The sequence below is a fragment of the Gilliamella sp. Fer4-1 genome (assembly GCF_001690515.1).
In the GTDB taxonomy this organism is placed as follows: domain Bacteria; phylum Pseudomonadota; class Gammaproteobacteria; order Enterobacterales; family Orbaceae; genus Gilliamella; species Gilliamella apicola_C.
The window spans coordinates 1-6,652 of record NZ_LZGZ01000346.1 but is presented as its reverse complement, the minus strand read 5'-3'; the positions used below and the strand labels follow the sequence as shown (position 1 = coordinate 6,652).

General features: G+C 35.6%; 5 protein-coding genes and 1 pseudogene. 2 read left to right on the top strand and 4 right to left on the bottom strand.

The genetic code is table 11. From position 1 onward, the window contains the following. Nucleotides 1-161: 161 nt before the first annotated feature. The gene (gene lpcA / locus A9G30_RS11920) at nucleotides 162-740 is read left to right on the top strand and encodes a D-sedoheptulose 7-phosphate isomerase (protein WP_065589089.1); all 579 of its coding nucleotides are present in this window, start codon (nucleotides 162-164) and stop codon (nucleotides 738-740) included. Nucleotide 741: 1 nt separating this feature from the next. Next, nucleotides 742-1,521 carry a class II glutamine amidotransferase gene (locus A9G30_RS11915; protein WP_065589088.1) on the top strand — a complete coding sequence of 260 codons (780 nt, stop codon included), beginning with the start codon at nucleotides 742-744 and terminating at the stop codon, nucleotides 1,519-1,521. 205 nt (nucleotides 1,522-1,726) lie between these two features. Here the strand turns inward: A9G30_RS11915 and A9G30_RS11905 are convergent. From A9G30_RS11905 to asnS, 4 genes and pseudogenes are all read right to left on the bottom strand, one after another. Continuing rightward, nucleotides 1,727-2,184: pseudogene (locus tag A9G30_RS11905) on the bottom strand (methylglyoxal synthase). Nucleotides 2,185-2,317: 133 nt separating this feature from the next. Next, entirely contained in the window at nucleotides 2,318-3,463 is a 1,146-nt protein-coding gene (locus A9G30_RS11900; protein WP_065589086.1) for a porin, read from the bottom strand. Nucleotides 3,464-3,759: 296 nt separating this feature from the next. Beyond that, nucleotides 3,760-4,962 carry a porin gene (locus A9G30_RS11895; protein WP_065589085.1) on the bottom strand — a complete coding sequence of 401 codons (1,203 nt, stop codon included), beginning with the start codon at nucleotides 4,960-4,962 and terminating at the stop codon, nucleotides 3,760-3,762. Nucleotides 4,963-5,246: 284 nt separating this feature from the next. After that, nucleotides 5,247-6,650: an asparagine--tRNA ligase gene (gene asnS / locus A9G30_RS11890; RefSeq protein ID WP_065589084.1), complete on the bottom strand. Its 1,404-nt coding sequence runs from the start codon at nucleotides 6,648-6,650 to the stop codon at nucleotides 5,247-5,249. Between the last annotated feature and the right edge of the window lie 2 nt (nucleotides 6,651-6,652).

Sequence of the window (6,652 nt, the reverse complement as noted above, 5' to 3'; positions counted from 1 at the left end):
TTATTTGGACTTTAACATTTATATTTAAAACATATGTACTTAATGTACATATCTACCTGAAAGTTTTTGCCAAGAAAAGTAATTTTATTTTTATCGCTTGCAAGCTATTTTGAAAAAATTACAATAGTACAATAAATTTATTTAATGATGGGGAAGTATCAGTGTACATTGACAATATTCGTAATGAGTTAAACCAAGCCATTGAGGTCTTAACTAGTTTTGTTTCGGATGATAAAAATCTTGAGCAGATTCAAAAAGCGGCTGTCTTAATTGCTGATTCATTTAAACAAGGCGGTAAAGTTTTATCATGTGGTAATGGCGGTTCTCATTGTGATGCGATGCATTTTGCTGAAGAGTTAACAGGTCGTTTTCGCGATAATCGCCCAGCTTACCCTGCAATTGCTATATCTGATGTAAGTCACATTTCGTGTGTGGGTAATGATTTTGGGTTTGATTTTATTTTTTCACGTTATATTGAAGGTGTAGGTCAAAAAGGTGATGTACTTTTAGGTATTTCAACCTCAGGGAACTCAACCAATGTGCTTAAAGCCATTGAGGCAGCAAAACAAAGAGGGATGAAAATCATTACATTAACCGGTAAAGATGGTGGGAAGATGAATGGGCTTGCCGATGTTGATATTCGTGTTCCACATTCTGGCTATGCCGATCGTGTACAAGAAATCCACATTAAAGTAATTCATATTCTTATTCTTCTTATTGAAAAGGAGATGTCAAAATAATATGTGTGAATTATTGGGTATGAGCGCCAATGTGCCAACCGATATTTGTTTTAGTTTTAGTAGCCTAATTAAACGAGGTGGGGACAAAGGTCCTCACAAAGATGGTTGGGGGATTACTTTTTATGAAGGAAAAGGTTGCCGAACATTTAAAGATCCTGAGCCTTGTAGCTATTCACCTATTGCTAAAATGGTAAAAGAATATCCCATCAAATCTAAAGCCGTGGTTGCTCATATTCGACAAGCAAATCGAGGCGGTGTCGCACTGGAAAATACCCATCCATTTACTCGCGAGCTTTGGGGTAAGAACTGGACTTTTGCCCATAATGGGCAATTAACTGATTACCAAAATTTAGATACAGGACTATTTCAACCTGTCGGCGAAACTGATAGTGAATATGCTTTTTGCTACTTAATAAATCAATTACACCAAAAATATTCGCAACAACCGACCGATGATCTTGAACTGTTTAAATATATTAAACAATGTGCCAATCAGTTAAGTCAACTTGGTATATTTAATATGTTGCTTTCTGATGGGCAATATGTGTTTGCTTATTGTGCAACTAATTTACATTGGATAACCCGTAAAGCGCCATTTGGTAAAGCAAAATTAATTGATGAAGATGTTGAAATTGACTTTCAAAAACATACTACATCTAATGATGTAGTAACTATTATTTCAACAATGCCTTTAACTTCAAATGAAGTCTGGGCTAAATTAGATGTTAATGAAGCTATTTTATTTAGAAATGGAAAAATCAGCCAATCTTTCTTATCTTAATCACGGGGGGCATTTTTATAATTATCCTGACGTCAAAAAATCTACTAGCGTTAAGGCAATCCAAAGGGGGGTTATGGTAAGTCGATTTGAAATAGCTATGCCATCAGATCGTAAAAGTATACTAGTTATTATTATTGTTTTTGCGTCAAAATATTCAGCAATTGCACCACAAGCTATGCTAAAACTTTACAGAAGAAATTAGCATCTACCTTACTCGTTCTTTCAAATAACTTTGGTAATCAGGAATTTCAATATCCACTTCTTGTGTAAATATTGGCGATTGTATTAATGCGTTAGCGGTAGCTTGATTTGTAGCAACCGGAATATTCCAAACTGTTGATAAACGTAAAAGCGCTTTAACATCGGGATCATGCGGTACACATTAAGTGGATCCCAAAAGAATATGAGAATATCGATTTTACCTTCTGCAATTAACGCCCCAATTTGCTGATCGCCCCCCATTGGTCCGCTAAGCATTGGCGTAATATTTAATCCTGTTTCTTTCTTGATTAATGTGCCTGTCGTACCTGTTCCACATAAATTATGATGAGAAAGCTCTTCACGATTTTTTTTACACCAAGCTAATAAAGACTCTTTCAAATGATCGTGGGCAACTAAAGCAATGTTTTTTTTAGTTAGTAATTTGCGCGTGGTATTTAGCATCATTAATATCCTAATTTATTATTATCTTTGTTTGTTTTTAACAGAGTCTTAATTAAAGTGCAACAGATATTTAATCGGTAAAAAATAATAAAAAAGGCACTAAAGTGCCTTTTTTATATTAAGAGACAATCAATTAGAATTGGTAAATTAAACCAAGAGCTACGGTGTCTTTTGTTGTGCCATTGATTTGCGATTTAGTAAATGCGCCATCTTCATATAAAGCACGACGTGCGCCAATATCATCTTTATCTAATAAATTGATCTTATAATCGATAATAGCTTGTAAGTTTTTGTTAAAGTCATAAGTTAATCCAACGTCAACATACTTCGCTAAATCATTACCTTTAAGTCCTGCATCACTTGAATAACTAGATGCATCTTTAACTTTATGTTGAATATATGCAACAGATGGCGTTAAACGACCCACTTCAAAGTCAATACCATATTGCGCAACAAATTCATAACCTTTGGTTTTTAAGTCATTCGCACTGTGTGTCGTTAATGCATTATCCCAACCATATTTTTGTTTACCTTGAATATATAATGCAGCTAAATAAAGGTTGTTATTATCATATTTAACACCTGCTGACCATGCTTTAGCATCCTTATGTCCACCAGTTTGAGCATAACCTGCGCCAACAGATAAACCTGTATCAAGCACATTCCAATCAACTACTGAACCCCAAGCTTCAGCGCTATCGCGTTTTTCACCATTACGATCATGTTTGATGAAATGGCGAGTAGAGCTATTATCACCATTATCCGCATATTGAACAGCAAAATTCAGACCGTTTACTAAGCCAAAAAAGTCTGAGTTACGATAAGTTGCAACAGCTTTGGTGCGCGCTGTTAGTGCATAAAGATCATTATCCGAAGCATCACCACCAAATTCAGGTAAAACATCCGTATATGACGTTAATGTTTTTAGCACACCATCATTACGACCGTAATCGAATGACCCAAAATCACCAAAGTTTAAACCAGCAAAAGCATAGCGAGTTTCGTTATCGGCATTTTCGCCAGTTTTAGCTTCATATTCCCAACGACCATATCCTGTTACACTGTCAGTAACTTGAGTTTGACCAGACATACCTAAACGAGCTGTGGTTTTGTCACCTTCGCCCGTTTGGTTATTACGATCAGTAATATAGTTTAAAGCATAAACTCGACCATAAAAGTCAACTTTATTACTGTCTTTATTCCACACTTCAATAGAAGCGTTAGCTGTGCCTGCAATTAAGAGCGCAGGAATAGCGATTGCCAATAGATTACGTTTCATTTTTACCCTCTTAGGTATTTTATATTATTAAAGATGCAAATTACTTTGCTTTGGTTTAACAAATAACTGCTAATAATTAGCAATTATATTATTATTGTGATATCGATTTTCTTGTTACAGAACAGATTTTATTACCTATTTAACACTGGAAGTTAGATTAATTCTGCGAATTTTCGAATATTTTAATGTTTGTTATTATTTTTTTTAAACATAAAATGTTTTTTTAACTAGAAAGGTATTTATAAGGCGAAAAAAAAGGCACAATAAGTGCCTTTTTATAAGATATCAAGAAGCAATTAGAATTGGTAAATTAAACCAACACCTAACACGTCTTTAGTACCTGGTTTGTATGGGTGGCGACCGTTGCTTTCACGAATAGTGTTTAACTCAGCACCAATATCTTGTTTCTTAAGTAGATTAAATTTATATTCTACGATAGCGCTAAAGTTTTTATTTAGATCATATGTTGCACCAAGTGAAACATATTTAACTAAATTACGCCCCTCTTTATGATCTTCATCATAATAACCAACTTCATCACTGCTAACCTTATGTTGCACATAAGCCAAAGAAGGTGTTAAACGACCTACTTCTAAATCAATACCATATTGAGCAACTAATTCAACACCTTTAATTTTTGGATCTCTGTGGTGCTCTTCAAAAGCATCATAGTAAGTATTGAATTTAGTTTGGAAATAGTTAGCCGCTAAGTATAGATTATAGTTATCGTATTTGATACCAGCTGACCAAGTTTTAACTCTCTTAATGCCATCAACGTAACCATCTTCGTCCTGATATTTCGCACTCTTACCAGCTGTTTGAGCATAACCTGCACCAGCAGTTAAACCTGTGTCAAAAATTCTCCATTGAACATTTGCACCATAGGCCTCACGGCTTTCGCCACTAAATCCATCGAAGTCACCATCGCTATCAAGTTTTACTTTAGCAAGTTTACTATCAAAAGTAGTTGCATTATCACCATTATCTGCATATTGTAATGCAAAACTTAAGTCATCAAATAGACCAAAGAAGTTATTGTTACGGTAAGTTGCAACAGCTTTAGTACGAGCTGAAAGCACGTTCCAACTATTGTTTGCTGCTTCACCACCAAATTGCGGTAATACGTCAGTATAAGCTGTGATTGCTTTTAGCACACCATCGTTACGACCATAATCGAATGACCCAAAATCACCAAAGTTTAAACCAGCAAAAGCATAACGTACTTCGTTATCAGAATTCTTACCTGCTTTCGCTTCATATTCCCAGCGACCGTAGCCAGTTACGCTATCAGTGATTTGAGTTTGGCCAGACATACCTAAACGAGCAGAAGTATCATCACCTTCGCCAGCTTGACCACGATCAGTAATATTGTTAGCTGCTTTTACTCGACCATAAAAGTCAACTTTATTACCATCTTTGTTCCATACTTCAATAGATGCATTTGCGCTAGCTGCTACTAAAAGCGCAGGGATAGCGATTGCTAATAGATTACGTTTCATTTTTTACCCTCATGGTTATTTTCTTAAAAAGACACTGTCCATAAGTTTAGTGTCAATTTTGTACAAATAATTATTCATCCAAAAAATAATATTTTTATCTATTATTTTTATCTACTTTTTACAGTAGTGTAAATTATGTATAAATTTTTTTTAAAATCAAGCGAACTTTTCATAAAAGGTGATGCCTAAGCACAAAATTAAGCCTGTTTGTTTGTTTTTTGAGCGCATTAAAGCTAAAATTAGTTAATCTTTAGCTCTAATGAATTGGTTATAACTCAACTAGTTTAAAAATTTGCATTACGTGGTGTTCTTGGAAATGGGATCACATCACGCACATTTTGCACACCTGTTACATAAGCAATTAATCGTTCGAAACCAAGTCCAAAGCCAGAATGTGGTACGGTACCATAACGGCGCAAATCACGATACCACCAATAATCTTCTTTCTTAAGTCCCAATTCTTCCATACGTTTATCTAACATATCTAAACGCTCTTCACGCTGTGAACCTCCGATAATTTCACCAATACCAGGCGCTAATACATCCATCGCCGCAACGGTTTTACCGTCATCGTTCATGCGCATATAGAATGCTTTAATATCTTTCGGATAGTTTTTTACAACTACTGGTGCTTTAAAATGTTGTTCGGCTAAATAACGCTCGTGTTCTGAGGCTAAGTCGATTCCCCAACTGACTGGATTTTCAAACTTAGCATCGCAATTTTGTAAAATGGTTATAGCATCAGTATAGTTAACTTGGGCAAAATCAGCGTTAATAAAGTTTTCAAGGCGTGTTATTGCTTCTTTATCTACGTGCTGAGCGAAAAATTGCATGTCGTCAGCACGTTTTTCTAATACTGATTTAAACACATATTTCAGCATGTCTTCGGCAAGCTTAGCATTGTCATTTAGATCGGCGAATGCCACTTCGGGTTCCATCATCCAAAACTCAGCTAAATGACGAGTTGTGTTTGAGTTTTCAGCCCGAAATGTTGGGCCAAATGTGTAAACTTTAGAAAGCGCACAAGCATAAGTTTCAGCATTTAACTGTCCAGAAACGGTTAAAAAAGCTTCTTTACCAAAAAAGTCTTTATCAAAATCAATGTTACCATTATCTGATTTAGGCAGATTTAACATATCGAGTGTTGAAACTCGGAACATTTCGCCTGCCCCTTCAGTATCCGACGCGGTAATAATTGGGGTTGATAACCAATAAAAGCCACGCTCATCAAAAAATTGATGAATTGCTTGTGCAAGTGTATGGCGTACACGTGTTATCGCACCAACAATATTCGTTCTTGCTCGTAAGTGTGCGACTTCACGAAGATACTCAATTGAATGACGTTTAGCTGCCATTGGGTAAGTTTCAGGATCATCAACAAAGCCGTAAACTTCAACTTGTATGGCTTGTAATTCATATTTTTGACCTTGACCTGGTGATTCCACGACTTTACCCGTCACCTTAACTGAACATCCGGCAGTTAAGCGTAAGATATCTTGTTCATAATTAGGTAAATTATTTTCAATAACAGCTTGAATAGGATCAAAGCAAGAACCATCATAAACAGCTAAAAATGAAATACCGGCTTTAGAATCACGCCGAGTTCTTACCCAGCCTTGAACAGAAATAGTGCTACCAACAGCAATTCTGCCTTGTAACACATCAACAATAGGTGAAACTGAATTCATTT